The sequence below is a fragment of the Aurantiacibacter xanthus genome, assembly GCF_003584015.1.
GTDB lineage: Bacteria > Pseudomonadota > Alphaproteobacteria > Sphingomonadales > Sphingomonadaceae > Alteraurantiacibacter > Alteraurantiacibacter xanthus.
In genome coordinates, this window is record NZ_QXFM01000131.1 from 1 (window position 1) to 1,360 (window position 1,360).

2 protein-coding genes are annotated in these 1,360 nt (G+C 63.0%); both read left to right on the top strand.

The genetic code is table 11. The annotated features are described in order from the left end of the window. Window positions 1-666: ArdC family protein (locus D2V17_RS16530; protein WP_119594028.1), on the top strand; the 666-nt coding region annotated here is incomplete at its 5' end. A 14-nt stretch (window positions 667-680) separates the two neighbouring features. Next, complete coding sequence (locus D2V17_RS16535) at window positions 681-1,121, top strand: hypothetical protein (protein WP_119594030.1); 441 nt, start codon at window positions 681-683, stop codon at window positions 1,119-1,121. Window positions 1,122-1,360: the final 239 nt, after the last annotated feature.

The following is a 1,360-nucleotide window of genomic DNA, read 5'->3' on the forward strand; positions in this document are numbered from 1 at the left end:
GGTGAGAAATCGACCATCGCGATTTTCTACAAGAGCTACACCAAGGAGGTCGAGAACGCTGAAGGCGAGGCCGACATTGAAAACCGGCGCGTGCTGAAGGCCTATGCCGTGTTCAACGCTGACCAGTGCGACGGCCTCCCTGCATTCTACCATCCCAAGCCGCTGGTTGCCGCACTTGAGCCCGAAGGACGCGAAGACCGCCTTGATGCCTTCTTTGCCCATATTGGCGCCGACCTTCGCCACCATGGCGCGCAGGCCTATTACGAGCCGCTGCGTGACCGCGTTACCCTGCCGCCAGCCGAACTTTTCGAAGCCTACGACTCCTACTATGCGACGCTCGCGCACGAGCTGTCGCACTGGACGGGGCATTGCTCGCGACTCGATCGCGATCTCAAGAACCGCTTTGGCAGCGATGCCTATGCTGCCGAGGAACTCATCGCCGAGCTGTCCTCAGCCATACTTGGGGCAGAACTCGGTCTTCCGGTCACCCACCTCGACCATCACGCCAGCTACATCGCGTCCTGGCTCAAGATCCTCAAATCGGACGAGCGCGCGATCCTGACCGCTGCGGCCAAGGCCGAGGAAGCGGCCAGCCTATTGCTTGACCTTGGGGGTCACCAATCGCGTGAAAGCGAGAGCGATTTCGATCTCGCTGACGCGGCTTGAGCAGGTGACTGGTGATGGGACGTTCCGTCAGCTATCCGACCGGCTCCGTGGTGGCCTTTCGCCTGCTTGATGACGGGGAAGACGAAGATACCGACTGGGTCTACGAGTGCCTCGTAGACGAGGTCATCGATGCCGCGAAAGCGACCTTTCCTTCCTTCGAGCGTTTCGATGGATGGCGCGGCCGCGAGGATCGTATCCTCCTGCGCAACGCCTTCGCCGATTGTGGCATATCGACCTGGTGCGGGCTCGCCGCGATCTGGCTCGTCGAGCGCGACGATGCCCGGTACTGGGAGGCGGATTCCTACATGCCACGAACGGCAAGATCACGGCACTGGCTCGCCCAAGTGTCGGGAAGGTTCATCGACCTGTTCGGTGAGCTGCGCATGGTCGGTCGGTTCTCGAATGGCGAAGCGATCTTCGAGCGCTCCCGATCCAACTGCGACACCGGGTCCTGATCCTGCCTCATCCCTCTCCGCCGGGAGAGGCCCTTGGGCCGGTCGGGGCGAGCCGCAACCTGCGGCCCGTCGGCCCGTGTTGCCCGCGCCAGCCTAGGGCCGCAGGTTTCCCGCTACGCGGTGCGTCTTGCCCCTTTCCCCGGCCCTGATCGGGCTCCGGCGGACAGGCCCGAGGCAATGGTGCCTCCTCTCCTTGTCCCCGCGATCAGGAGACACCCCATGTACGACAGCTTCATCGA

Coding starts and splice junctions, on each gene's coding strand:
- D2V17_RS16535 (WP_119594030.1), top strand. CDS start 681: ATGGGACGTTCCGTCAGCTATCCGACCGGCTCCGTGGTGGCCTTTCGC.